The organism is Mucilaginibacter sabulilitoris, assembly GCF_034262375.1.
Lineage (GTDB): Bacteria > Bacteroidota > Bacteroidia > Sphingobacteriales > Sphingobacteriaceae > Mucilaginibacter > Mucilaginibacter sabulilitoris.
This window is the reverse complement of record NZ_CP139558.1, coordinates 1,836,447-1,863,220: the sequence shown is the minus strand read 5'-3', so window position 1 is coordinate 1,863,220 and position 26,774 is coordinate 1,836,447. Positions and strand designations below refer to the sequence as shown.

The window sequence follows — 26,774 nt, the reverse complement described above, 5'->3', positions numbered from 1 at the left end:
CCTATCCGTTTTTTTTAATTATTCCAGGCATCAAGCAGTCTCCTGACCATGATAATTTCGGCAAGATGATAGGCATTATGATCTGCCGCCTGCAAAATCTCACGCAAAATAGTTTGCCCATCGCCATGTGGTATTTTTTCAAACAGGTTACCAGTTTTTGCTAAACCCATCAACTCATCGGTATCCTTGTTTATTTGCCTAACTGATTTATTCCATGCCTCGTCACTTGTAGGGCTGGTTTCCTTTGGCCAGTAATCATCAGGCCAGTTGGGCGATTCATGACTTCCATCTTTACAAAACTCCAGCATGTCCCATTGTGCAATACGGATATGCTCAACCAACTGCCAAATGCTATAAGGCAACTTATCGGGTTTAACTCCTCGCAAGTTAGACGGCAAGCCATCTAATGCTCTTGTTAAATCGGCATGGGCATTACCACCGTTTAGCAGGTGTACCAGTTCATCTATTAAAATTTCGTGTTCGTTATACTGTGTTTTCATAGTAAATAAAGTAACAAATTAATCTATGGTTTGATTTATATGCCTTAAATGTTTTAAGTTTATCGGTATTATAATCTCATTAAACACGTGATAAAAAATATATTCATAAAGATGGCTTTGGCCGTTATAATTTTCATGGCTTTTTTAACTGCCTGCAAAAAAGATATGGGAGGGAGCGGCAGTGGACCGTTAATGGGTAAAGACGATGCAGCGTTCGCTATTTATGAAAATTCTTTCCTTGATGCTTTATGGAAATTAGACCCGGATTGGGCAACTTCTGTAGGCTATCATAAATACGACAGCCTGCTGTATATCCCCAATGAACAAAGCCGCCAGAAAATGATAGAATTCATAAAGGTGCAAGTAGATTCACTGAGCCGTTTTGAAGCTAATACACTAAACGAAGGTAACCGTATAGATTATAAAATAATGCAAAACCAGCTCGATTATTCTCAATGGCAAATTGAGCGGCTAAAAGCCTACGAGTGGGACCCTTCATCATACAACGTGATAAGTACCTTTGCTTATATCCTGAACGAACACTATGCTCCCCTGACCAAGCGCCTGCGTAATTTTTATCAGCGAATGGCCAATGTTCCGCTTTATTATAAAGATGCCGAAAAACAAATAAAAAACCCGGTTGCCGAGCTTACGAGTCTGGCCATTGAACAAAATCTGGGCGGACTGGATGTGATTGAGAAAGATTTTGCCGATTCATTAAAGAAAACAGATATTCCTAAAGCCGAAAAAAAATTAATGACCGACAGGGCCGCCCAGTGCGCTCAGGCCATTAAAGGTTATGCCGATTGGTTAAAAGCATTAAAGAATGATCATCCGCGCAGCTTCAGATTGGGTAAGGATTTGTATGAAGATAAATTCAAATATGAGATAGTAGCGGCAAATTCCGCGCAACAGGTTTATAATACCGCAGTTCAGCGCAAAAAATACCTGCATGGTCAAATGGCTAAAATAAGCCGCCAGTTATGGCCAAAATACTTTGGCAATAGAACTATCCCAACAGATACTCTTGGACTCATTAGCGCCATGATTGACACCTTGTCGTCCAAACATGTTAAACCAGACGAGTTTCAATCGGCCATTGTGCAACTTATTCCTAAGCTTAATGCTTTTGTGAAAGCTAAGGACCTGCTTACCCTTGATCCCTCAAAACCATTAATTATACGTAAGGAACCCGGATACATGGCTGGAGTTGCCGGTGCCTCTATGAGCGGCCCTGGCCCGTATGATAAAGGCGGAAATTCCTATTATAACGTAGGCAGTTTAGCCGGATGGAGCCCGGCAAAGGCCGAAAGTTACTTGCGCGAATACAATCAGTACATTATACAAATACTAAGCATTCATGAGGCTATACCAGGACACTATGTACAGGGTGTGTATGCCAATAAAGCGCCAAGCATTATTAAATCGGTGTTTGGTAATGGTGCCATGAACGAGGGTTGGGCCGTATATGCAGAAGAAATGATGCTCGACAGCGGCTACGGTAATAAAGAGCCCGAAATGCGACTGATGTGGTATAAATGGCACCTGCGCTCGGTTTGTAATACCATATTAGATTATAGCGTGCACAACGGTAACATGACTAAAGATGAAGCTATTAAGATGCTCACTACCGAGGCTTTTCAGCAACAGGCCGAAGCCGAAGGTAAGTGGAAAAGAGTAAGCGTAAGCAGTGTACAGTTAACCAGTTACTACACCGGCTATAAAGAGATCATTGACTTGCGCGATGCTTACAAAACGAAAATGGGCGATAAGTTTAAATTAAAAGAGTTTAACGAAAAGTTTTTAAGCTATGGAAGCGCACCGGTTAAATTTATAAAAGAGGCCATGCTGGCTAAGCCACCCGCGAGTAAAAATTAATACAAGATTTTCTTTTTGATTAAAATGACAATCGGAGGGAATAACTAATACTCATAAAAAGAGATAGCCCATGAGTAACAAAACCCATGGACTATGAACCATAAGCCCACTACCCATGAACTATCAAAGTCTTATTTACTATTATGCGTAACGATTTTTTATCTGGTATTCGAGCTGGACAATTATATTATCATCCAATTCGCCCCGGCAACAAATAAAATGGTGTTCATTATTATAATCAACTTCGGCAATAACCTTACCCTGATCAATCACGCGGAATCTCCCTGCCTCGTTGGGTACAATTGCTAAAATACGTTCATCATCCTTAAAATTGATCAACACATGAAACTGGTGTTGTGGTATAAATGCTATTTGCCGTAACATAAAACACGCCTCCGTAGTTAAAATATATTAATTAATACCAAGAGCATTGATTACTATAAAGTTAACGAAATAACTTTTAATTAATTGTTATGTTTTAATGCATTTTTTGGTGTAAATATTATAATACCTTTAGCCTGCAATAATTATGCTATGAAATACATATTTAACCTTTTTTGCTATTAACCTTATGTACCGTTTGCCAGGGGCAAAAACTAAAACCTACCTTACACTTAACCAAAGGCGGTACTTATAATATAGCTACGGGGTGGATCAGCGAATCAAAAACGAAACAGATGATCAGCGGCACAGTTGAAATAAAAGACAATACCAAAGTGCCTGGAGGCATTACCTTCCCAATGAGTGTGGTAAATGAATCTGTTACCACCGATAAATAAATGATTACAAATAAATAATCCCTGAAGGTTTTGCCTGCCAGGGATTATTTATTTGTTCAATCTCTTAATTTTTTCAAGAACCGATTACCCAGGCGCCTTCAATATAAAGCTTGTATCGGGTGGGCTGAAACTCACCAAAAGCAAAAACAATAACTATATTGTTCCTGGTGCAAAAGTATAATCTTAAGTTATCACTACCCCTGTATAAATTCAGAAATCCGCCATCGGTAGTAAAATTGCCTGTTGATACAATGGTTTCAAAATCATGACCATCAATGATCTGACGCAGATCCTCAAAATTGTTATTGGCAAAGTCATTAAATGTTATAGCCCCTTCAATATCTACTTTTATGTCCGGATCAAAAGCCCTGTTTAAAATTTCTGCTTGCGACCCATCAAAGATCAATGACTTTCCTTTTACATATTTTTCGATCATCCTGCCCTTTATTTATTTACTTTTTCTTCTTCAATATAACCTTCTTTTTTCAGATCATTAACCGTATAAGGTAATTCATCCTGGATACCTAAGCCTGGTTTACTAAACCACGGAATAATTTTACCTTCCCTTACATTCGGAATTGGTTTTAAAACCTTGTAAACCCGGTAAGGTGAACTCAGGGTTTTATCAGGTAATGCCCGCTGCGGAAAAGGTACCGATTTTAACGACACAAAAGTTCCTTTATCCTGAAAAACGCTATCGGCGTCATAGTAACCTCCATAACGATCAATTTCCAGGCCGGCTTTCAGAACAACTATTTTTAAATTTACCGCACCACGGTTCGGAGGCCATCCGCCATTAAGGTTATTAGCTGTAAAAAACTTTTCGAGTTCGCCCCATCTTTCTTGCTTCCAAAGCTTCCAGGCCGTATCTGCAAGCAATTTTTTGGTACTGTCGGCAAAGTCCGATACTGATGCTTTAAAATCATTAAAAGTCACTCCCCTTACAAGGCCATTGCTTTTTGCATGATGTTTTGAACTTGCTGAATGATGATGTGTTGTTTTTGATTGCTGTTGTTGAGCCTTTGCCAGGAAAGGGACAAACAACACTGCTAATAGCAGAACTTTGAGTTGTTTCATTTTGTCATTGGTTTAAGTTCGGTAAAAATAACACGAGAAATACTTTTCGCAAAACGAAATTCGGAATTTATTTTTAAGCTATAGTTAATTCGTTCTGTTCGTTTATACTTACCAATTCGCAACTCACAATTTCTTAATAAGCTAATAACATCATAACATTAATACCTCTCCGATTAAAGTATCAAATAAAGTAATTTCTTAACTTCGCACTTATGTCAGCAGCCGAAGCTAAAAAACAAATCCAGGCATTAACCACCGAATTAAAACAGCACAATTACAATTATTATGTGCTGGCCATGCCTACCATTTCCGATTTTGATTTCGACAAGAAACTGGAACAACTGAACAAGCTCGAAAGGGAATTCCCTGAGTTTGCCGATCCCGATTCGCCAACCCAAAAAGTAGGTGGTGATATCACCAAGGAATTTGTAACGGTGAGGCACCGCTGGCCCATGTTATCATTAGGCAATACTTATAACGAGCAGGAACTGCTTGAATTTGACCAGCGCATCCGCAAGGCCATAGGCGATAATTTTGAATACGTTTGTGAACTTAAGTTTGATGGCTTGTCAATGAGTTTAACTTACGAGCAAGGTAAACTGGTACGTGCAGTTACCCGCGGCGATGGTGTACAGGGTGATGAGGTTACGACCAATGTACGCACCATTAACACCATACCCAAACGCCTGCATGAAGGCAACTATCCTGACTATTTTGATATTCGCGGCGAAGTTTTTATGCACCGCAAAGCCTTTGAGCGCCTCAACAACGAACGTTTGGAGAACGGAGAGGTTGCTTATGCCAATCCGCGTAACTTTGCCTCTGGTACCATAAAAATGCAGGATTCGGCTGAGGTGGCCCGGCGCCCGCTTGACTGCTTCCTTTATTTTTTATATACCGAGAAACCATTATTTAAAACCCATTGGGAAAGTCTGCAAGCTGTTAAAACCTGGGGCTTCCATGTTAACGACCACAGCCGCCTGTGTGGCACCATTGATGAAGTATTACAATTTATAGCCAAGTGGGATAAAGACAGGTTTGATTTGAGTTATGATATTGATGGTATAGTAATAAAAATAAATAACTACTCGCAACAGCAGGAGCTCGGCTTCACTGCCAAATCGCCGCGCTGGGCCATATCTTATAAATTCAAAGCCGAACGCGTTGAAACCGAACTGATTAGCGTAAGCTACCAGGTGGGCCGTACCGGTGCTGTAACTCCGGTTGCCAATTTAAAACCAGTGTTACTGGCAGGCACTACAGTAAAACGCGCTACCCTGCACAATGCCAACGAGATCCTCAGGCTCGATTTACATGAGGGGGATACCGTTTTTGTTGAAAAAGGCGGTGAGATCATTCCAAAGATCATCAGCGTAAATCCTGATAAAAGAAAGTCAGAAAGCTTACCTATAGTATATCGAACCACCTGCCCTGTTTGCAATACTCATCTTGAGCGTAAAGAAGGTGAAGCCGCATTTTATTGCCCAAATGATGAAGGCTGCCGTCCGCAAATAGTAGGTAAAATGCAACATTTTATAGGCCGTAAAGCCATGAACATTGATGGCCTGGGCGATGAAACCATTGAAGCCTTATACACTCGTGGATACATCAGGCATATCAGTGACATTTATAAACTCCATGACCGCGCCGAAGAATTAAAACAAATGGAACGTTTTGGTGATAAGTCTATTACCAACATGCTCGATGGTATTGAAAAGTCAAAACAAATGCCGTTTGAAAAAGTGCTGTTTGGCTTGGGTATACGTTATATAGGCGAAACGGTTGCAAAAAAACTGGCTATGCACTTTAAAACCATAGACCACCTGATGGCTGCTACCCAGGAAGAGCTGACAGCCGCCGAAGAAATTGGCGAACGCATTGCCCAAAGTATAACTGAGTATTTCAGCAACGAAAAACACCGGCAGGAAATTGAAAAACTAAAAGAATTGGGCCTTCAATTTGTAGCTGAGGAAAAAGAAGTTAAGCTGGCCAGCGAAAAATTAACAGGTCAAAGTTTTATCATATCAGGTGTATTTGAAAAATTTTCGCGTGATGAGTTGAAAGACCTGATTGAGCTAAATGGTGGTAAAATATTAAGCAGCATATCGGCAAAATTAAATTACCTGGTTGCTGGTGATAACATGGGACCGGCTAAATTGGAAAAAGCTCAAAAACTAAACATCCCGATCATTAGCGATGAAGAACTACTGGCTATGATTTATTAATTTTTTAAAATTCATCAAAAGATAATTGGGTTTATAAAAAATATGTACATTTATCCGTGTTTTTATTCGACAAATTAAAAACTGATTAGCTATCTCTGCGTTATATTACTTACCAATTTTGTGAGTTTATTTTAATTATACCTAATCATTAAATAGTATTAAATGGCACGTTTCATCGCAATACAGGCAAACATTTTTTGTGAACCTTGCAAAGAATGCGGCTCAAGGCCTGTAATTGAGCAAATAAAAGGAGCTTTTGCGGTACGATGCCCAAATGATAAATCGCATTACAAAACTAAAGCTGGATTAGTTAATATCGACGACTGGAACTTAAAAAATAAAACACACCCACCGCTCGGCAACGCTAAAAATCCACAAAAAGCATCCTGATCAAAAGCATCGTTTTCTTGTGTCTTTTGTATTCAGTTTTTGGCGTAAATTGATGAATATCCGATTCAATTTCACACTATTTAACAAATTTCCATTGTAACATTTAGCAGATATGCGCCATCTTAGCATAAACCATCTGCTAAATGAAGTCTACCTTATTGTTTATCCTGATTTGTATATCGGGTACCCACGTGTTTGCCCAGCAAATTAGTGTCAGCGGCAAAATAACCGATGAAAACAATAAACCTGTCCCCTTTGCATCCGTTTATATAAAAAACACCACTAAAGGCGTATCTGCCAATAGCGAGGGCGTGTATCAGCTCCAGGTAGCTACAGGAACTTATGATTTGCAATATAAGGCTGTAGGCTATAGTCAGCAAAGCCGCCATATTGAGCTTACAAGCAGCGAGGTAATAAACATATCACTTCAAACAGAAACCTACCAATTAAAGGCCATATCCATACGTGCAGGCGGCGAAGATCCTGCTTATGCTATTATCCGTAAAGCCATTAAAAAACGAAAAACCTATTTAAACGAGGTTAACGCCTATACCTGCGACATCTACATCAAGGGTCTGCAAAAGCTGCTGGCCGCCCCTAAGAAATTCCTGATTTTTGATGTGCAGAAAACTACAAATGAAGCCGGGCTCGACTCTAACCGCACCGGAATAGTTTACCTATCAGAATCTGAGTCAAAATACAGCTTTATCAGGCCTGATAAGGTACACGAAGTTCAGGTATCGTCAAAGGTATCGGGGAACAACCAGGCGTTCAGCTTTAACCGTGCCTCGGATATGGCCGTTAACTTTTATGAAAACTTTGAAACGTGGGATGGGTTAAGTAACCGGCCCCTGGTGTCGCCCATTGCTGATAATGCCCTATTTTATTACAACTATAAATGGATGGGGATATCCGTTGAAAACGGTGAAACCATTAACAAGATACAGGTGAGCCCAAAACGTGCCCACGACCCGTGTTTTGAAGGTTACATTTATATACTGGAAGACAGCTGGCGACTTTCGGGACTGCAGCTTTACATCACCAAAAAAGCGAATATTAATTTTGTTGATACCCTGAAGGTAAACCAGCAGTTTTACCCTGTAAATAACAAGGCCTGGATGCCGGCCAATATTAAGTTTGAATTTACCGGTGGCCTGCTGGGCTTTAAGGTTGGCGGGTATTATATTCTGATGTACAAAAACTATGATCTTAATCCCGATTTTGGCAAAACAAACTTTGCGGAGGTACTGCACATAGACAAAGGGGTGAACAAAGATTCGGTATATTGGAACCAGGAGCGGCCAATACCGCTTACGGAGGAGGAAAAAACTGATTATAGGAATAAAGAGAAACTGGCTATAAAACGACAGTCGAAAGCCTACCTCGATTCGCTGGATAAGGCAAACAACAAAATAAAATTAACCGATTTGCTGTTAACCGGGATGAATACCCGTAACCGCTACAAAAAGGAATCATACCATTACGACGGATTGCTCGGCTCAATGCTTTATAATACGATTGAGGGATTTGCCATTAATTACGGCGCATCATACAGTAAAATGGTTGATACCGTTGATCACCGTTACCTTGTTGTAAACGGCAAGGTGCGCTACGGCTTTTCCAATCATTTACTTAACGGAACAGCCGGGGTAGCCATTCCCATAAAACGGTTTACACTAAACCTAACGGGCGGCTCAGACATTACAGATCTGAACAATCAGCAACCGGTATCAACACTTGTAAATTCCTTGTACACTTTGTTTGAAAGGCAGAATTATCAAAAACTGTATCAAAAGCAATTCGCATCGGCGTCTCTATCGGGCCGGGTAACGGGTGGTTTGCAGGGCAGTATATATGCCGAATGGGCCAACCGCAGACCATTATCTAACTCAACTACTTATAGTTTCTTTAGTCCGCAAAATCACCAGTTCACGTCCAACAATCCGCTGGTGCCTGATCAGGATGTTCCGCTGTTCCCCGAAAATCAATCTTTTAGGGTAGGTTTGCGCGGCAGTTATGATTTTAGCAATAAATATGAGACTTATCCATCGGGCCGGCGGTACCTGCCTTCTAAATACCCTACCATCGGTATAAACTATGTAAAGGGGATCAAAAACGTATTTGGGTCTGATGTTGATTATGATTTGCTGAGCTTTGATGTATCAAAATCGGCCATTGATATGGGCTTTTATGGCAAAACATCATTCTTTGTTGGTGCAGGCAAGTTTTTAAATAACAACAAGCTGTTCTATCCGGATTATAAACAATTTAACGGCAACCAATTATTGGCCTATACACCCGGCATCAACCGGTTCCTGCTTTTAGATTATTATAATTTCAGCACGCCCGATAAATACCTCGAAGCGCACCTTGAGCATAACTTCATGGGCTTTATCACCAATAAAATACCCATCATCCGAAAGTTTAAGCTACAGGAAATTATTAATATTAACTACCTGTACACCCCCACCCTAAAAAACTATACCGAGCTGGGCTTTGGGCTACAATACATCAACATCAGGGCCATGTACGGCATATCATATAATAGTGGCAGCAAAGTAAATTCAGCTTTCAGACTCGGGATTAATTTTTAACAAGATTTTAGTATCAAGACCAGCTTCGTTCTCCACTATCGGTAACAGGAAATTCTATTACCGCGGATACTAAAATCTTGCTACCCGATACTGGCTATTCGATACTATTTTCAAAATCTTGATACTTGATACCGGCTACTTGATACTATCTCACTATATTAGCATCCTTTAATTTTAATCATGAATAAATTTTACGGAACAGGGGTAGCCATGGTGACCCCTTTTCAGGCGGATGGGCAAATTGACTTCGAAGGTTTAAAAAATCTTATTGAACATTTGATTGATGGCGGGGTGCAATACCTTGTATCATTAGGTACAACAGGCGAGAGCGCCACATTGAATGCCAGCGAACGAAAGCAAGTGTGGGAATTTACAGCAAAGATTGTAAATAAGCGCGTAACACTGGTTGCCGGTATAGGTGGTAATAATACTCATGAGGTAGTTGAACAAGTAAAAGAATTTGACGTTGCCGATTATGATGCTATACTATCATCAAGCCCGCATTATAATAAGCCAACCCAGGAGGGTATTTACCAGCACTATAAAGCTATAGCGCAGGCTACACCGCTTCCTATAATTTTATATAACGTACCAAGCCGTACAGGCAGCACTGTAAGTGCAGCTACTACCGTTCGTTTGGCCCGCGATTTTAAGAATATCATAGGCATTAAGGAAGCTTCGGGTAATTTCGACTTGTTTAACCAACTGATGCGCGATAAACCGGAAGAATTTTTGGTAATTTCTGGCGACGATCCGGTTACCCTGCCTATGATGGCGCTGGGAGCTGTGGGGGTAATTTCGGTTATTGGCAATGCTTTACCCAAACCACTATCGGTAATGGTACAGTTGCTGCTTAACAACGATTATAAAGCAGCTCAAAAAATACACTCCAGTCTTATTGAATTTACAAGGCTTATGTTTGTTGAGGGTAACCCTGCCGGCGCTAAATGCTCATTAAAACATCTGAGTGTTTGCGGCGATCATTTACGGCTGCCGCTGGTGCCTGTAAGCGCCGCCACCGAAGAGCTCATTATACAGGAAACAAAAAAGTTTTAAATAAAAAACCCGGTTATCACTAACCGGGTTTTTTATTGGAATAAGAAAAATCTTACTTAACTTCTTTATTTTTCGCTTCCTGCACTTCCAGACGGATAGCCTGTGCCAGGTTTTTAAGATCTTGCATGCCTTTACGAACACGGGTTCCGGCAGCGCTGTTTCCTTTGTTGTAGAATTTGTCGGCGTCAGCTTCCAAAGATGCTACGAGCTCTTTTACTTCAGTAAATTTTTTCATTTAATTACTCCTTTTAAATTATTGAGGTTTATTGTTTTAATTTAAGCTAATCTATAATGTTTTTTTTTAATTAAAAATTTTTGAAGTAAAAAAATACTGCCTTAAAAGTGCTTTTTTTCCACATTTTACAAGCTTTAACAGTATTTACTATCAAGTTATATCATATTAAAAACATTAAGTTTAAAAATACTTTCAATAATATTTTATTAATAATTACAATAAATTAAATAACTTATTTAAAAATAATATTTCATATATTTTAAACTTAAATAAATCACATTTCAACAATATTCATATATTAAAACCTATTAAATGGTTTTTTGCAATATATCGGGGTAATGCTGATGTATTTTTATAATCAGTTCTCCAAATAAAGTATTGGCCCATGCAAACCACTTACGTGTAAAGTCAGATGCGTTATCCTTATTAAACGACTCATGCATAAAGCCCGTACCTGCATGTGTGGTTTTTAACATTTTAAGGCATTCTGTAATCTCATCCTTGTTATTTGATGTTAATCCACGCATAATAATAGCCATAGGCCATATATAACCTATACCCACATGTGGGCCGCCAATGCCTTCGGCTATTTTGCCTTTGAAGAAGTATGGATTATCCTCACTTAAAACAAACTTGCGCGTGTTTTGGTACAGCACATCAGTTACCGGCAAGGAGTCGAGATATGGCAGCGCCAGCAGGCTCGGCACGTTTGAATCGTCCATAAAAAGCTGGTTACCGTATCCGTCAACCTCAAAAGCCAAAATTTGGCCATATTTCGGGTGCTGTGCCACCGCGTATTTTTTCAGCGCAGCGTCAACCTCAGTTGCCAGCGCTTTGCAGGCGGCCGCCGTAGTGTTATCATTACCGATGGTAGCATACATTTCGGCCATCTGGTTGAGGCTGGTAACCGCAAAATAATTTGACGGGATAAGGAACGGATAAATAGTTGCATCATCCGAAGGGCGGAATATGGAGCAGATTAACCCAACTGGCTTAACCGGGTTACCATACCCCCTGTTAGGGGCAGTATCTGATGCGGTTTCGGTTTTACGTTGAAAATGATAAGGTCCTTTTCCTTCTTTGCGCTGCTGTTCTTTAAAAGTATTCAGTATAATTTTACCTGCCTTTTGCCAACTTTGATCAAAGAATCCAGTGTCGCCGCTTATTTTCCAATAGTTATAGGCAAGCCTTACCGGGTAGCATAATGAATCTATTTCCCATTTGCGTTCATGCAGCTCGGGCTTCATATCGGTGCGGTCGGTATCCCATTCGCTGCCGGTCGGCCCCTGGTTAAAGGCATTGGCATAAGGATCAATCTGCACACATTTCGCCTGGCGGCTCAGCACCCCCTGGATAAGCTTTTTAAGCGCCGGATCTGTCTTGATGAGCGGAAGATAGGGCCAAACCTGCGCTGATGAATCGCGCATCCACATGGCGTTAATATCGCCTGTAATTACAAAGGTATCAGGCTTACCGCCCTCTTCTGAATAGTTCACTGTAGTATCCAGGGTATTTGGATAGCAGTTTTCAAAAAGCCAGGCAAGTTCCGGATCTTTAATATCCTTTTTTACTTTTTGTATAATGGCCTCTACCGCTTTGCTGGTGAATTTACGGTCGGCCAGTTTTGGTCGCTGGCTTTCAAATGCAGGTAAAGTACTGGCAAACAACGATGGCGTAAGCCCAAGGCTCAGGCCCGCAGTTGCAATGCCGTTTAATTTTATAAAGTGTCTTCTGGTAAGCATACAGATTTGTTAATGGTAACTGTAAAAATATAAAAGGCTTTGGTTATCCGAAAGATATTAAAATTTATTTTTAAAAGGTTTTAGCAGGGCCGGCCGTCATCCTGAGCTTGTCGAAGGATCGTGTGTAGAGGCCCATGCACCATGCTTCGACGACGCTCAGCATGATGGCACCAGAAAAGTTCAAAAACAACAAAAAGGCGATCTTTCGGAACGCCTTTTTGTTTTATACCGGAGATATGTTTAAACTCCCAGGTCTTTCATAATACCGTCAATTTTTGCCTCCAGTTGCTTATCTGTTTCCTGATAAGCTTCTTTACTGGCCAGCTTTCCGTTCACACTGCAATAGAATTTAATTTTTGGCTCAGTGCCTGATGGACGGGCAGAAATAATGCTGCCATCTTCGGTTATAAATTGCAGCACATCAGATGTTGGCAGTTCGATAGCCTTGGTAGTGTTGGTGTTCAGATCAGTTTCTATTCGTTTTTCGTAATCTTTTAAAGTAATCACCTTCGAACCACCCAGTGTAGTTGGCGGGTTGGTCCTGAATTTTTCCATCATCGCCACAATCTCTTCGGCACCGGTTTTTCCTTTTTTGGTAATAGAGATAAGCTTTTCTTTGTAGAAACCATATTGTACATAAGTATCAATCAGAGCTTCAAAAAGGCTGCTGCCTTTATCTTTATAATAGGCAGTCATTTCGGCAATGAACGCGCTTGAAACAACGGCATCCTTATCACGTACCAGCTCGCCTACCAGGTAACCGTAGCTTTCTTCACCACCGCCTATAAAGGTTTGCTTACCTTGTAATTGAGTCATCAGTTCGCCAATATATTTAAAGCCTGTCAATGTATTAAAACAGGTAACATTTTTGGCTTTCGCTATAGCATCAATCAGGTTTGAGGTTACAATGGTTTTAACAATATATTCCTTACCGGTAAGTTTACCTTTATCCTGCCAGGCAGTTAACAGGTAATTGATGAGCATGCTCCCGGTTTGGTTTCCGTTAAGCAATATAAATTCGTTTTCGGTGTTTTTAACCGCAATACCCACACGGTCGGCATCCGGGTCAGTTGCCAGTACCAGGTCGGCATCCACTTCCTGCGCTTTTTTAAGAGCCAGTGTTAAAGCTTCTTTTTCTTCGGGGTTGGGATATACTACGGTCGGAAAATTACCATCTGGCGTAGTTTGTTCATCAACCAGGATCACGTTTTCAAAACCGAAAAGCTCCAGCGCTTTTGGCGTAAGGGTAATGCCGGTACCGTGAATTGGGGAGTAAACAACCTTAAGATCCTTTTGCCTTTTGATAGCTTCGGGCGATACGGAAAGTTTCGTGATCTCAGTCAGGTAAAGCTCATCGATCTCCTTACCAATTACCTCAATATTTTCATCAACGCGATTAAACTTCACCTCGTCGATACTGCTGATGGCGGCTACTTCGTCCATTACGGCCTTATCATGCGGTGCAACAAACTGGCCACCATCGGCACCATAAGCTTTATAACCATTATACTCCTTCGGGTTATGCGATGCAGTAAGCATTACACCGCTTTTGCAACCCAAGTGGCGCACCGCGAAAGAAAGCTCCGGCGTAGGTCGCAGAGCTTCAAAATAATACACATGAATACCATTTGCCGAAAAAACCTCGGCAGTAGTGGTCGCAAAAAAATCGGCATTGTTACGGCTGTCGTGTGCAATAGCCACCTTAATTTTTTCGCCGGGATATGTTTTTTTCAGATAGTTTGCCAAACCCTGGGTAGCAGCACCAATGGTGTACTTGTTAATACGGTTTGAGCCTGGTCCCATGATACCACGCAGACCACCAGTTCCAAATTCAAGATCCCGGTAAAAGGAATCGGTTAATTCTGTATACGCTTTATCGTCAAGCAGTTTTTGAATTTGCTGTTTAACATCAGCGTCGTAATTTCCATGAAGCCATGTGTTTACTTTCTGTAGAACGGAGGGGTCTAATTCTTGCATGCTTATATTATATTAATAGATGAAATTGTCTAAGTCTGTTTGATAACAAATATGGTAATAAAAAGTGTGAGCACAATTGAACAATAAAATATTCTGAGGCTTTTTCACCAAATATCATTAAAAAAGAAAGGCCCCAAAAATTGGGACCTTTCTTTTTTATTAGTGTATAGCAATTATGCTATCTCCAGTTTATTTTCTTTGTAATAACCTGCTTTCAGTTTCTCAGCCATTTCGCTATAAGCATCAAGGGTGCGTTGTACGTCGTCCAACGAATGAGCGGCGGTAGGTATTATACGCAGTACAATTAAGCCTTTAGGAATAACCGGGTAAATTACTATGGAGCAAAATATACCATAGTTCTCGCGCAGGTCGCGGGTAAGGCTGGTAGCCTCGTACAGGTCGCCTTTTAAAAATACCGGGGTAACCATGCTATTGCTCATACCTAAATCAAAACCACGTTCTTTTAAACCTTTTTGCAGTGTGGTTGCGATTAACCAAAGTTTCTCGCGCAGCTCAGGTTTTGATTTTAGCAGTTCAAAACGCTTTTTTAGCCCCATTACCATTGGCATAGGCAAAGCTTTTGCAAATGTTTGCGAGCGCATATTATAACGCAGGAAATGAATTATCTGTTCATCGGCAGCCACAAAAGCGCCAATGCCAGCCATTGATTTTGCGAAAGTACCAAAGTACACATCCACACCATCAATACAACCTTGCTCCTCGTGGGTACCGGCGCCTGTTTTACCCATGGTACCAAAACCATGCGCATCATCAACCAGTAAACGGAAATCAAATTTCTTTTTAAGTTCAACAATCTCTTTCAGTTTGCCCTGTACGCCCGACATGCCAAAAACCCCTTCGGTAATCAGCAATATGCCGCCGCCGGTTTGTTCGGCTAAACGGGTAGCGCGTTCCAGTTGCTTTTCGCAGCTTTCGAGATCATTGTGCTGGTAAACAAAGCGTTTACCCATATGCAAGCGCACACCATCAATAATACATGCATGCGATTCGGCATCATATACAATCACGTCATTCCTGTCAACCAGCGAATCAATGATTGATACCATGCCCTGATAACCATAGTTCAGTAAAAAAGCGGCTTGTTTACCCACAAAAGTAGCCAGGTTGTTCTCCAGCTCTTCGTGATGCACAGAGTTACCAGACATCATGCGGGCGCCCATAGGATAAGCCATTCCATAATCGGCTGCAGCCTGTGCATCGGCTTGCCTTACTTCGGGATGATTGGCCAAACCCAGGTAATTGTTCAGGCTCCAGATCAAATGATCTTTGCCATTAAACTGCATATGCGGCCCGATCTCCCCTTCCAGCTTAGGAAATGAAAAATAACCATGTGACCATTTTTGGTGCTGACCGATAGGGCCACCCAAACTTTTTGTTATTTTATCAAATAAATCCAAAATTGTACGCTTTTTTAGATAGTTATTAAAAATACAAATATAGCCGTTTATCCTGCTTGCAACAATAGCTATAACTTTTTAGAATAGCTTATAACTTATGGGAAAGATTCAAGACTATTAGAATCAAGAATCAGGATAAAGAAACAAGATTATCAGATAAAAGAATCACGGCTTTTAGAAATACCATTCACTTTAAACAAAAACAGGAAAGCTATCTAAGATTTTTCTCATGATAACTTTCCTGTCTTTATTGTTGTGGTTTTGTTTCTTGATTCTTAAGTCTAACAGTCCTGGCCCTCCACACTAATCCGCATTATCATGCAAAAACGAATTGTTTTTGCGGATCTCAGTATTGCCTTCGTTATCAGGCATCAGGCTAAACCTGGAGATCTGGCTTTCGTCAGATTGCGGGGTTTCCTGTAATGCTATCTCTTTACGCTTATAAGCCGGCACGTTTTCAAGTTCTTGTATGTTGCCGCTGCGCAGTTTCATGCTCAGATCTTTAAGGCGCATGATACGCTCACGCGATTTTTTCAGCTGCTCCTCAATTGATTCATTTGTTTTATGATCATCGGCGCCAATTACCGGTTCTGGCTCTGGAGCCGGTGCCGGTGGTTCGGGCATTCTTTCTTCTTTAACCGGCGCATACGACTCAGGTTCGCTCATTTTAAAGGTGAAACCCGCGGTATCCGGCTCATTTTCTTCTTCAGCTTCCTCTTCGTCCAGGTTATACCGCATTACTACCTCTTCCTTTTCTTCGGAGCGGGCAAACATATCAAACAAGCCGGTTTGTTTTGGCTCATCCTTTTGTTTAATGTAAGGTTCGGCTGCGGCGTTAGCTTTTACCGGATTAATAAATTCATTTACCGGTTTTACCAAAGGTTTAGCCTCTGGCTCCAGCATAGATATGATCTTTTTGTTGTTGTTCTCTTTTTCGCGCTCGTCCTTAGTTTGGAAACCGGTAGCGATGATGGTTACAGATAATTGGTCGCCCAGGTTTTCATCAACGCAGTTACCCCATATCAAATCGGCAGCCAAACCGGCCTCTTCCTGTATGTAATCGGTAATAACACTTACTTCATCCATGGTTACCTCGCGGGTTCCGGAGCTAATGTTCAGTAATATATAACGTGCACCTTCAATTTCATTATCCTTTAACAGCGGTGATGCCAGCGCGCCTTCAACAGCCTTTAAAGCACGGCTCTCTCCTTCGGCAGTGCAGCTGCCCATGATGGACACGCCGCTGTCTTTCATTACAGTGCGCACGTCCTTAAAGTCAACGTTGATATAACCTGGTAAGGTTATGATCTCGGCAATACCCTTGGCGGCAGTGGTTAATATATTATCGGCCTGCGCAAATGCCGAACTCATGGTTAAGTTCCCAAATATCTGGCGAAGCCTGTCGTTTGATATTACCAGGAACGAATCGACATATTTTTTCAATTCTTCCAAACCGGCATCAGCCTGCATTTTACGGCGTTTACCTTCAAATGAAAATGGAGTGGTTATAATACCAACCGTTAATATATCCATTTCACGCGCCGCTTTGGCAATTATGGGGCTGGCACCTGTACCGGTACCGCCACCCATACCAGCTGTAATGAACAGCATTTTGGTATTTACGCCCAGCATTTGCTTAATATCATCTATATTTTCAATAGCTGAGTTTTTGCCTACCTCGGGTATTGAACCGGCACCCATTCCTTCAGTTAAGCTGGCGCCTAATTGTACCTTGTTAGGTATAGGACTCAACTCTAACGCCTGGGCATCAGTGTTGCAAATTATAAAGTCAACACCGGTTATTCCCTGCCTGTACATATGGTTTACCGCGTTACCGCCGCCACCGCCAACACCAATTACTTTGATGATTGACGATTTTTCTTTTAACATCTCAAACTGCATAATCTTCGTTTTCAGCTATATGTGATTCAACCAATTTTAGATTTTACCAACGTAATAATAGTACTTTTTCCACAAAGGTTTTCCACAAATGTCTATAATGTGGAAAAGTTGGTTTTTGTGAATAATTATTATGTTTTGGTATCAGGTAGTTAGTACCGAGTAGCAAGATTTTTGAAAACCACTAACTGTCTTAATACTTGATGCTAACTACTTGTTACTTAAAAACTACTTTAAAAAATCCTCATCATTTATATCGTCCTTAATAAAGGTGATACTCTTTTTCAGTAACCTGTCAAATAATCCACCTTCTTTCGTTTTAGGTTCGTACTTCGGTTTCTCTGCTTTTGCTTCCGAGCCCAATGCCGCACCCATGTACTCTGTTTTCTGAATACCTTTTATAAGCAAACCTATACCGGTGGCAAAAGTTGGGCTTTGCAGCTCTTCGTAAATATTTTTTGGCAGCACCTCGTTTTTGGCTAAATGCTCGGTAGGGTAACCTACGCGACAATCAAGGCCAGTAACAAATTCCACCAACTGACGCAAATGCTTTAACTGAGCGCCGCCACCAGTAATTACTATACCAGCTATCAGCTTTTTCTCATAGCCTGATGATTTAATTTCGTAGTACACATGTTCTACAATTTCTTCCATACGGGCCTGTATTACATATGCGAGATTCTTTACCGAAATCTCTTTGGGTTCGCGGCCTCGTAAACCGGGTACACAAACAATTTCGTTCTCTTTATTCTCATCTGCCAGGGCCGATCCAAAACGCACTTTCAACTGCTCGGCAATGTTGCGCATTACAGAACAACCTTCGCGTATATCTTCAGTTACGCTATTACCACCAAACGGGATCACTGCGGTATGGCGTATAATACCTTCATGGAAAATAGCCACATCTGTAGTACCACCACCAATATCAACCAATACCACACCGGCTTCTTTTTCTTCTTCGCTCAAAACAGATTCAGAAGAAGCCAATGGTTCCAGTATCAGGTCCTGACTATCTAAACTGGCCTTATTTACACATTTCACAATATTTTTTATAGCCGTAACCTGGCCCGATATGATATGAAAGTTGGCTTCAAGCCTAACACCTGCCATACCTATAGGGTCTTTAATTCCCGGCTCGTTATCTACCGTAAACTCCTGCGGTAATACGTGAATGATCTCTTCGCCCGGAGGCATTACCAGGTTATACATATCTTCAATCAGCTTATCAATATCCTTGCGGCCAATTTCTGATTGCAGGTCACGACGGGTTATCAAACCCCGGTGCTGCAAGCTCTTGATATGCTGGCCCGCTATACCTACAAACACTACCTTAATGTCAACATTTGACTGTGCGCCGGCCACATCAACCGCCTGGGTTATACCCTGCACTGTTTTATCTATATTTGATACCATTCCACGGGTAACACCCGCAGATTCGGCCTTGCCAATTCCTAATACCTCAATTTTCCCATTCTTGCTCCTGCGACCAACAATGGCGCATATTTTGGTAGTCCCGATATCCAATCCTACTACAATTGGCGAACTTTTGTCTTGAGTTGAGCTTTTGTCCATATTCCTAATTAATTTGAGATGTGTCTTTTTCCATTTTCGCAGAATCCTGATCCTGGCTTGCCGCTTTGCTTGCCTTAATTGAATCTGCTTTCATATTTTCATTTTTAATACCAACCACCTGACCAGTATATTTTATATTAATCATGCGGTATTTATTCCAGCCCACCTGTGGCAGTACATTTTTATAAAATGCCAGCAGGTTTGAAAACTTAACCTGTAATGAGTCGGCATTGCCTATCAGCACCCGTTGATTGCCCACCCGGGGTATCAGTTCAATTTCCCGGTCTTTATTTACATACAGCTGCGCCACCTGGGCATCCCATAACGAATCTTTACGTATAAAATCAGCCGTCACGTATAAATCTTTAGCCAGTTTAGTATGCAATGAGTCCACATGGTTGGCAAATAATTCTTCAATAAAGCCATTAGCTACCAGTACCCTTGCGGTAAAGTTTGGCGACAGCGGAATTTTCAACCCATGTTGGTCTACATAAAAATCCATATCATACCGGTTCATGATACGCAGTATGGGCTGACGCTGGCTTACCTCAACTCTTAGCACACCATCCATTTCGGTATAAACCTTAGCAAACTCAATAAATGGATTTGCCTTTAGTTTGTTTTCGAGGTCCTGGATGTTGATATTTTCAAGTTTTCGGCCTATCAGGGTGTGGCTTGTGGTTTGCAATATCTGGTCAACCTCTTGCTTGTCAATAAAGTACTGGCTGCCCGGTATATTTACTTTTACGGCCTTACAAATAACACCGGCCTTTTTTACTTCAATGAAACTCATAAGCGCAATGAGGCCACCCAGGCAAATTACCCAGGCAAAACCGATCAAAAGGCGCTTCCAAAGGAGTTTCTTATCCATTACTTAATATCTCTTTTAATGGGTGTACCAATGTGTCAATATCTCCCGCCCCAACAGTTAAAAGCAGTTCGGGCTTTTCATTTTTCACAGCATCAAGCGCTTCCTGTTTGTTCAGTTTACGTTTGTTTTGCAGTGTCATCCTGTTCAGCAGCATATCTGAGTTAACCCCTTCAATAGGCAGCTCACGTGCCGGGTATATATCCAACATAATAAGTTCATCAACCATGCTCAGTACTTCGGCAAAGCCATCGGCAAAATCACGTGTGCGGGTATATAAATGGGGCTGAAAAATAGTGGTCAGCTTTTTACCCGGGTACAGTTTCTTTATGGATGATATACATGCCCTCAATTCTTCGGGATGGTGGGCATAATCATCTATATAAATATGCTGTGGTGTTTTCACGATATACTCAAACCTGCGCTTAACTCCTCTGAATGATGCCAGCGCACTCTTTATAGCGTCGGCGCTTACGTCAAGCCTTAAAACAGCTTCTATAGCGGCAACAGCGTTCTCTACGTTGTGCGTACCGGCTATCCCCATTTTTATATTCGGGATAGATAGATCGGCATTTATAAAATCAAAATAAAAGTCGCCATCTGTTATATGGATATTTGCCGCATGAGCATCGGCCGAGCTATCATTAAGCGCGTAGGTATAACCGGTATCCAACGGCAGGCCCTTTTTGTGCACCAGTGTACCTCCGCTTTTTATTTGTGAAGCGAATAGCTTGAACGACTCGGTTAAATGCTCATGATCGCCGTAAATGTCCAGGTGGTCGGCATCCATAGAAGTAATAATAGCCACATCAGGATATAGCGTCAGGAACGAGCGATCATACTCATCAGCCTCAACTACCATTACGTTACTTTTACCGTACAGCACATTGCTCTGATAGTTGGATGCAATGCCACCCAAAAATGCAGAAGGATCATTGCCCGAATCTTTCAGGATATGCGCTACCATACTTGAAGTGGTGGTTTTACCATGTGTACCGGCAACAGCAATAGTGAATGAGCTTTTGCTAATCAAGCCTAAAACTTGTGAGCGCTTAAATAACTCAAAACCTTTATTTTTGAAATAATTAAAGATGGCCGAATCTTTAGGAACTGCCGGTGTATAAATGATGAGGGTATCACTGCATGGTTTTTGAAAGCTCATGGGGATCCAATCTACCCGGTCGTCAAAAATAGTTTGAATACCCTCATTGTGCAGATCGTTTGTCAGATCCGTAGAGGTTTTATCATAACCGCAAACAATACAACCTAAATGATGGAAATAACGGGCCAGGCCGCTCATCCCGATGCCGCCTATACCAATAAGGTAAACCCTTTGTATGTTGCTAAGTTCCATTTTTTTTGTTTTAAAAAAGGCCCTCCCCTTTGGGGAGAAGGAGGACCATAATTTTAATTGTTGTTGTTTATTGTTATTTTTAATAGCTCCTGTGCAATAACTTCATCGGCATTTGGCATGGCCATTTTACCAATATTAGTGCCCAGTTTCTTTTGTAAATCCCGATCGTTTAATAATTCAAGCACTCTGTCAACCAGTTTTTCTTCGGCATCCCTGTCGGCTAAAAACGCGGCTGCCTCTTCCTGCACCAGCGCCAGCGCGTTCTTGGTCTGGTGATCTTCGGCAACATTTGGCGAAGGCACCAGGATCACAGGCTTTTTAACCATGCACAACTCCGCAATGGTACCTGCACCAGCCCTTGATATAATCACGTCGGCTGCCGCGTAAGCCAGGTCCATACGGGTTAAAAACTCCCTGATCTTCACATCCGGGTGGTGATCCTCGCCCAGTTTTTCGATGATCTGTTTATAATAAAACTTACCGGTTTGCCATAGTACCTGCACATCGGCTGCAATGAGCTTATCCAAACCTGCCGCTATGCTGTTATTTAATGTACGTGCGCCCAAGCTGCCACCTACTACCAGTATGGTTTTTTTAAATGCCGACAGCTTAAACAGTTCCAGCGCTTGCATATGTTTACCTGCAACATTCACCGCGTCGCGGCGGATAGGATTGCCGGTTTTGATGATCTTATTGGCAGGAAAAAACTGCTCCATACCATCAAAAGCTACACATATTTTTTTTGCGTTTTTCCCCAGCCATTTATTGGTAATACCCGCATAAGAGTTTTGTTCCTGTATGAGGTATGGTATATTTTTTAATGATGCGGCGTACAATAAAGGGCCCGAAGCATACCCACCCACACCAACGGCGGCATCGGGCTTAAAGTCCCTAATGATTTTAATGGCCTTGCGTACACTATTAATCAACTTAACGGGGAACATTACGTTTTTCCAAACCGATTTACGCTGTATACCTTGAATGTCCAAACCAATGATCTTATAACCGGCCGCAGGTACTTTTTCCATTTCCATGCGCCCGTTGGCACCAACAAACAGTATCTCGATAGCCGGATCAATATTTTTTAAAGCATTGGCAATAGCAATGGCCGGGAAGATATGTCCTCCTGTTCCGCCACCACTTATGATAATACGACGAGCCCCCCCCACCCCCTGAAGGGGGTGCTTTTGATTGGTCTCTTTCATATTCTTGCTTTTATCTTTCATTTTTTCATTCTACCATAGTTCCCCTTCAGGGGGCTGGGGGCTCTTACGCCGTCCTTATCTCTCCCACCACTACTTTCCTGGGTTCTTCAATATCTCTGCTTACCGACAATATGATGCCAAAAGCCACGCTGGTAAACAAAAGCGATGTACCCCCCATACTTACAAACGGTAGGGGAACACCTGTTACCGGGCCTAAGCCAACTGCCACAGCCATATTGGCAAACGCCTGTATGGTTAAGCTAAAACTTAAACCACAGGCCAGTAATGCCCCAAATGCCTTTGGCGCCCTCGTCACAATTTTTATACACCTGTATAATAAAAACAAATAAATACCGACCAGGGCAATACCTCCTACCAGTCCATACTCCTCAATAATAATGGCGTATATTTCATCGGAGTATGATTCAGGCAGGTAATTTCTTTCAGTACTATTTCCTGGTCCCTTACCAAAAAGTCCTCCGCTGGCAATGGCTATCTTGGCATGATCAGACTGGAACGACTTATCGGGTTTAGCCTGATCCGGATGCAGGAACGTACTCACGCGCGTAGCATACATGTGCCTGCGTGGACCTAAAAACAACACACACAATAACAATACAAAACCTGCGCCGCAAACCACCGCTATCTGCTTAATACTGATACGCCCTATAATGAGCAGTAAAATGCTTACGCCAAACAACATCAGCGCGGTTGAAAGGTTGGCCAGCGCGATCAGTATAAACACCAAACAAACCGAACCCATAATAGGCAAAAATGATTCTTTTACATCCTTAATGTTTTCCTGCTTACGCGACAGGGTACGTGCCAGGTAAGTAATAAGCGCCAGTTTGGCCAGATCCGATGTCTGGAAACTAAGACCGATTACCGGGATATTGATCCACCGGCTGGCATTATTAATGTGACTACCAAATACCAGCGTGTATAACAATAACGGTATGGTCACAATCATCATGATCTTGGAAATACCAGCATAGTAACGATAGTCGAGCTTGTGTGAAATATACATGAGCGCAATACCCCCCACCACCATAGCCAGGTGTTTCATCAGGATGGATTCTACCCCGACACCACGTTTATAGGCCAGCGTACCGGTTGAGCTGTACACAGCCAACAAGGATATAACCGAAAGCAATATGACTATGAGCCATATCCAGCGATCGCCTTTTGTATTACTGAGTATCTTATGCATTATAGCCCCCTCTAAATCTCCCCCTAAAGGGTGAGACTTTTTATTTAGTGTTCATTAATTCAATTTTCCGATCATCTGCACATCCTTTACAATTCCCTTACCGCAGCCTTAAACTGATTGCCACGATCTTCATAGTTTTTAAACAGGTCGAAGCTGGCACAAGCCGGTGACAGCAACACGGTGTCGCCTTTTTCGGCCAGATGAAATGCTACCTGAGCAGCTTCCTGCGCCGACCCTGTGTTCACAATTACTTCCACATCATCTTCAAAAGCATCGTGAATACGCTTGTTATCCTTGCCCAGGCACACAATAGCTTTTACTTTTTGCTTCACAAGCTCCTTAAGCATGCTATAATCGTTACCCTTGTCGACACCACCCAAAATCAGAACCACATCGGTAGTCATGCTTTCGAGCGCGTACCAGGTTGAGTTAACGTTGGTGGCTTTAGAATCATTGATGAAACTAATGCCGGATATTTTACCAACTGACTCCAGCCTGTGCTCGATATTTTTAAAGTTGCCCATACTCTCCCTCATCGATTCATTGCGCAATTCGAGCACCTTTGCTACAATACCTGATGCCATGGAGTTGTAAATGTTGTGCTTACCCTGCAGGGCCAGTTCTTTAATTGACATTTGAAAATGTTCTTGATGTGTGTTTATGACAATATTGTCGTTTTCGAGATATGCTCCCGGTTTAATCTTAGTTTCTATTGAAAATGGTAATTGCTGCGCCTCAAAACTGCGCCCGGCCATACCCTTTATGGTTTCCGGATCATCGGCACAATAAATAAAATAATCGGCCGCTGTTTGATTTTGCGTAACGCGGAATTTTGACGCCGCGTAGTTTTCCAGCTTATAATCATACCTGTCTAAATGGTCAGGCGTTATATTGAGCAAAACAGCAATGTCTACCTTAAACCGGTACATGTCATCCAGCATAAAGCTGCTTAGCTCCAGCACATAATATTCAAATTTTTCGGTGGCTACCTGGTAAGCAAAGCTTTTACCAATGTTGCCCGCCAGGCCCACGTTTAATCCCCCGTTTTTGAGGATATGGTAGGTTAAGCTTGTTGTTGTTGTTTTTCCGTTTGAACCGGTAATACCTATAATTTTGGCATCGCAATACCTACCGGCAAATTCTATCTCTGATATAACAGGAATGCCTTTTTCTCTTAGTTTTTTAACAATCGGCGCCTTTTCAGGTATCCCCGGACTTTTAATTACTTCAACAGCGCTCAATATCTCTGCCTCTGTATGCTGATTCTCTTCAAAACGGATATTCCAATCCTGCAGCTGTTTTTTGTAATGATCTGCAATGACATCAAAGTCTGACACAAAAACATCATAGCCCTGCTGCTGAGCAAGGAATGCAGCACCCACACCACTTTCGCCCGCGCCAAGAATGGCTAAACGCTGAGTTGCGAGTGATGAGTTTTGAGTTTTATGTTCCTGTTGGTTCATTGCACTTATTTCCTTTTCTATACGCTTTATCTTGATGATTGATACTAACTACTTGATACTTGCCCTATCTCAACTTCAATGTTATTATCGTTATAATGGCCAGCAAAATCCCAATGATCCAAAACCGGGTTACAATTTTTGCTTCATGAAAACCCTTCTTTTGATAATGGTGATGCAGTGGCGCCATTAAAAATATCCTGCGGCCCTCGCCTGATTTTTTCTTGGTGTATTTAAACCAGCCTACCTGCATAATAACCGATATATTTTCGATCAAAAACACACCGCACAACACAGGGAGCAACAATTCTTTACGTATCATGATAGCAAATACTGCTATAATGCCTCCTATAGCCAAACTGCCCGTATCGCCCATGAACACTTGTGCCGGGTACGAATTGTACCATAAAAAGCCCACACATGCCCCAACAAAAGCACCGGCAAAAATCACGAGCTCGCCTGAGTTAGGTATGAACATAATGTTCAGATAATCGGCCATTGCTATATTACCTGATACATAGGCCAGTATAGCCAGCGTAATACCTATAATTGCAGATGTACCTGTAGCAAGCCCGTCGATACCATCAGTAATATTGGCCCCGTTTGATATAAAAGTGATGATCACGATAGCAAAAAACAGGAAAACAACCAATGCGTATTGCTCGTATCCCTGGCCTAAAAACCTGAGTACCTTGGCATAATCAAATTCATTATTTTTATAAAAAGGCAAGGTAGTCTTGGTTGATCGCACATCCTGTGTATAAACCGGCACGTTCTTTTTCATATGGAACTCGACGGGGGCATCAACCTTTACCGGCAATCTTACTTCCTGCCTGATCACGATGTCGGTATTGAAATACATTGTCCAGCCGATAATGAGTGAAAGCCCAACCTGCCCAATGATCTTAAACCTGCCGGCTAATCCCTCTTTATTTTTTCTGAATACCTTGATATAATCATCTAAAAAACCAATAGCACCCAGCCACACCGTTGTAATTAGCATTAAAATAACATATACATTACTCAGCTTGGCAAACAATAACGTCGGCACCAATATGCCCAGTAAAATAATGATACCACCCATTGTAGGTGTACCTGATTTTTGCATTTGCCCTTCAAGTCCCAGGTTCCTTACGGTTTCGCCAACCTGTTTAAAACGCAGGTAATCGATAAGCCGGCGTCCGTACACCGTAGTGATCACCAACGATGTTATAACAGCCAAAGCAGTACGGAACGTGATATATTGAAATACCCCCACGCCCGGAATGCTGTAGTTTTTACTTAAATATGTAAACAGGTAGTATAACATCTTTTTTCAATGTGCTGATGTGCAGA

General features: G+C 41.7%; 21 protein-coding genes. 5 read left to right on the top strand and 16 right to left on the bottom strand.

Going from position 1 to position 26,774, the window contains the following annotated elements:
- Positions 1-14: 14 nt before the first annotated feature.
- Complete coding sequence (locus SNE25_RS08015) at positions 15-500, bottom strand: DinB family protein (protein WP_321564578.1); 486 nt, start codon at positions 498-500, stop codon at positions 15-17.
- Between the two features lie 135 nt (positions 501-635).
- Between SNE25_RS08015 and SNE25_RS08010 the strand changes: the two genes are divergently transcribed.
- Entirely contained in the window at positions 636-2,378 is a 1,743-nt protein-coding gene (locus SNE25_RS08010) for a DUF885 domain-containing protein (RefSeq protein ID WP_321564577.1), read from the top strand.
- Between the two features lie 141 nt (positions 2,379-2,519).
- On the opposite strand, the gene SNE25_RS08005 is transcribed toward SNE25_RS08010, so the two are convergent.
- Positions 2,520-2,762, bottom strand: a complete 243-nt coding sequence (locus SNE25_RS08005; protein ID WP_321564576.1) for a hypothetical protein — start codon at positions 2,760-2,762, stop codon at positions 2,520-2,522.
- A 173-nt stretch (positions 2,763-2,935) separates the two neighbouring features.
- Here SNE25_RS08005 and SNE25_RS08000 point away from each other — a divergent pair, with 173 nt between their 5' ends.
- Positions 2,936-3,157: a hypothetical protein gene (locus SNE25_RS08000; RefSeq protein WP_321564575.1), complete on the top strand. Its 222-nt coding sequence runs from the start codon at positions 2,936-2,938 to the stop codon at positions 3,155-3,157.
- Positions 3,158-3,230: 73 nt separating this feature from the next.
- On the opposite strand, the gene SNE25_RS07995 is transcribed toward SNE25_RS08000, so the two are convergent.
- The gene (locus tag SNE25_RS07995) at positions 3,231-3,593 is read right to left on the bottom strand and encodes a hypothetical protein (RefSeq protein ID WP_321564574.1); all 363 of its coding nucleotides are present in this window, start codon (positions 3,591-3,593) and stop codon (positions 3,231-3,233) included.
- 8 nt (positions 3,594-3,601) lie between these two features.
- On the bottom strand, positions 3,602-4,234 hold the full coding sequence (locus tag SNE25_RS07990; RefSeq protein ID WP_321564573.1) for a TNT domain-containing protein: 633 nt from the start codon (positions 4,232-4,234) through the stop codon (positions 3,602-3,604).
- Between the two features lie 212 nt (positions 4,235-4,446).
- Between SNE25_RS07990 and ligA the strand changes: the two genes are divergently transcribed.
- The 3 genes from ligA to dapA all read left to right on the top strand — a co-directional run bounded on the left by ligA (position 4,447) and on the right by dapA (position 10,499).
- On the top strand, positions 4,447-6,459 hold the full coding sequence (gene ligA / locus SNE25_RS07985) for an NAD-dependent DNA ligase LigA (protein WP_321564572.1): 2,013 nt from the start codon (positions 4,447-4,449) through the stop codon (positions 6,457-6,459).
- A gap of 533 nt (positions 6,460-6,992) precedes the next feature.
- Positions 6,993-9,443: a DUF5686 and carboxypeptidase regulatory-like domain-containing protein gene (locus SNE25_RS07980; protein WP_321564571.1), complete on the top strand. Its 2,451-nt coding sequence runs from the start codon at positions 6,993-6,995 to the stop codon at positions 9,441-9,443.
- Positions 9,444-9,623: 180 nt separating this feature from the next.
- Complete coding sequence (gene dapA, locus SNE25_RS07975) at positions 9,624-10,499, top strand: 4-hydroxy-tetrahydrodipicolinate synthase (protein WP_321564570.1); 876 nt, start codon at positions 9,624-9,626, stop codon at positions 10,497-10,499.
- A gap of 52 nt (positions 10,500-10,551) precedes the next feature.
- On the opposite strand, the gene SNE25_RS07970 is transcribed toward dapA, so the two are convergent.
- The 12 genes from SNE25_RS07970 to mraY form a co-directional block, all read right to left on the bottom strand.
- Entirely contained in the window at positions 10,552-10,734 is a 183-nt protein-coding gene (locus SNE25_RS07970) for a histone H1 (RefSeq protein WP_321564569.1), read from the bottom strand.
- A 308-nt stretch (positions 10,735-11,042) separates the two neighbouring features.
- Positions 11,043-12,476 carry a glycoside hydrolase family 125 protein gene (locus tag SNE25_RS07965; protein WP_321564568.1) on the bottom strand — a complete coding sequence of 478 codons (1,434 nt, stop codon included), beginning with the start codon at positions 12,474-12,476 and terminating at the stop codon, positions 11,043-11,045.
- A 240-nt stretch (positions 12,477-12,716) separates the two neighbouring features.
- On the bottom strand, positions 12,717-14,453 hold the full coding sequence (locus tag SNE25_RS07960; protein WP_321564567.1) for a phospho-sugar mutase: 1,737 nt from the start codon (positions 14,451-14,453) through the stop codon (positions 12,717-12,719).
- Positions 14,454-14,626: 173 nt separating this feature from the next.
- Positions 14,627-15,871 carry an aminotransferase class I/II-fold pyridoxal phosphate-dependent enzyme gene (locus tag SNE25_RS07955; RefSeq protein ID WP_321564566.1) on the bottom strand — a complete coding sequence of 415 codons (1,245 nt, stop codon included), beginning with the start codon at positions 15,869-15,871 and terminating at the stop codon, positions 14,627-14,629.
- Positions 15,872-16,174: 303 nt separating this feature from the next.
- On the bottom strand, positions 16,175-17,773 hold the full coding sequence (gene ftsZ, locus SNE25_RS07950; RefSeq protein WP_321564565.1) for a cell division protein FtsZ: 1,599 nt from the start codon (positions 17,771-17,773) through the stop codon (positions 16,175-16,177).
- A 225-nt stretch (positions 17,774-17,998) separates the two neighbouring features.
- Positions 17,999-19,342: a cell division protein FtsA gene (gene ftsA, locus SNE25_RS07945; protein WP_321564564.1), complete on the bottom strand. Its 1,344-nt coding sequence runs from the start codon at positions 19,340-19,342 to the stop codon at positions 17,999-18,001.
- Positions 19,343-19,346: 4 nt separating this feature from the next.
- On the bottom strand, positions 19,347-20,213 hold the full coding sequence (locus tag SNE25_RS07940; protein ID WP_321564563.1) for a cell division protein FtsQ/DivIB: 867 nt from the start codon (positions 20,211-20,213) through the stop codon (positions 19,347-19,349).
- Positions 20,206-21,564 carry a UDP-N-acetylmuramate--L-alanine ligase gene (gene murC, locus SNE25_RS07935; RefSeq protein WP_321564562.1) on the bottom strand — a complete coding sequence of 453 codons (1,359 nt, stop codon included), beginning with the start codon at positions 21,562-21,564 and terminating at the stop codon, positions 20,206-20,208. The genes SNE25_RS07940 and murC overlap by 8 nt, the downstream gene beginning before the upstream one ends.
- A 53-nt stretch (positions 21,565-21,617) precedes the next feature.
- The gene (gene murG, locus SNE25_RS07930) at positions 21,618-22,769 is read right to left on the bottom strand and encodes an undecaprenyldiphospho-muramoylpentapeptide beta-N-acetylglucosaminyltransferase (RefSeq protein ID WP_321564561.1); all 1,152 of its coding nucleotides are present in this window, start codon (positions 22,767-22,769) and stop codon (positions 21,618-21,620) included.
- 64 nt (positions 22,770-22,833) lie between these two features.
- Complete coding sequence (locus SNE25_RS07925; protein WP_321564560.1) at positions 22,834-23,979, bottom strand: FtsW/RodA/SpoVE family cell cycle protein; 1,146 nt, start codon at positions 23,977-23,979, stop codon at positions 22,834-22,836.
- An 86-nt stretch (positions 23,980-24,065) separates the two neighbouring features.
- Positions 24,066-25,442, bottom strand: coding sequence for a UDP-N-acetylmuramoyl-L-alanine--D-glutamate ligase (murD, locus tag SNE25_RS07920; RefSeq protein WP_321564559.1), 1,377 nt, complete (start codon positions 25,440-25,442; stop codon positions 24,066-24,068).
- A gap of 64 nt (positions 25,443-25,506) precedes the next feature.
- Positions 25,507-26,748 carry a phospho-N-acetylmuramoyl-pentapeptide-transferase gene (gene mraY, locus SNE25_RS07915; RefSeq protein WP_321564558.1) on the bottom strand — a complete coding sequence of 414 codons (1,242 nt, stop codon included), beginning with the start codon at positions 26,746-26,748 and terminating at the stop codon, positions 25,507-25,509.
- Between the last annotated feature and the right edge of the window lie 26 nt (positions 26,749-26,774).